This window comes from Microbacterium sp. HMWF026, from assembly GCF_003061325.1.
GTDB classification, from domain to species: domain Bacteria; phylum Actinomycetota; class Actinomycetes; order Actinomycetales; family Microbacteriaceae; genus Microbacterium; species Microbacterium testaceum_E.
This window is the reverse complement of the sequence record NZ_QAJB01000445.1, coordinates 1258-1651: the sequence shown is the minus strand read 5'-3', so window position 1 is coordinate 1651 and position 394 is coordinate 1258. Positions and strand designations below refer to the sequence as shown.

Sequence of the window (394 nt, the reverse complement as noted above, 5' to 3'; positions counted from 1 at the left end):
ACCCCGCGGAAGACGTCGGGCATCTCCAGGTGCGTGCAGTGGCTCGCGCCGGCGAACACGTGCGAGCGGGCGCCGGGGATGCGCTCGACGAACGGCGCCCACGTCTCGGGCGTGGCCTCGTCGAACTCGCCCGCGACGACGAGGGTCGGCACCTCGATCTGCGGCAGGCGGTCGATGATCGTCCAGTCGCGTCCGGTGCCGACGACGTGGAACTCGTTGGGCCCGTTCATGGTGTGATACACCGTCGGGTCGGCCAGCATCTGCGCCTCGCTGTCGACGAAGTCCTCGGGCATGGGCGTGATGCGGCAGACGTGGCGCTCGTAGAACACGCGCGTGGCCTCGACGTAGTCGGGGTGATCGAGGGTGCCGTCCGCCTCGTGGCGGTCGAGGGCCT

The 394-nt window shown here is 70.3% G+C and carries 1 protein-coding gene; it reads right to left on the bottom strand.

The features are described 5' to 3' along the window. Window positions 1-394: alpha/beta fold hydrolase (locus tag DBR36_RS18690; protein ID WP_375136092.1), on the bottom strand; the 394-nt coding region annotated here is incomplete at both ends.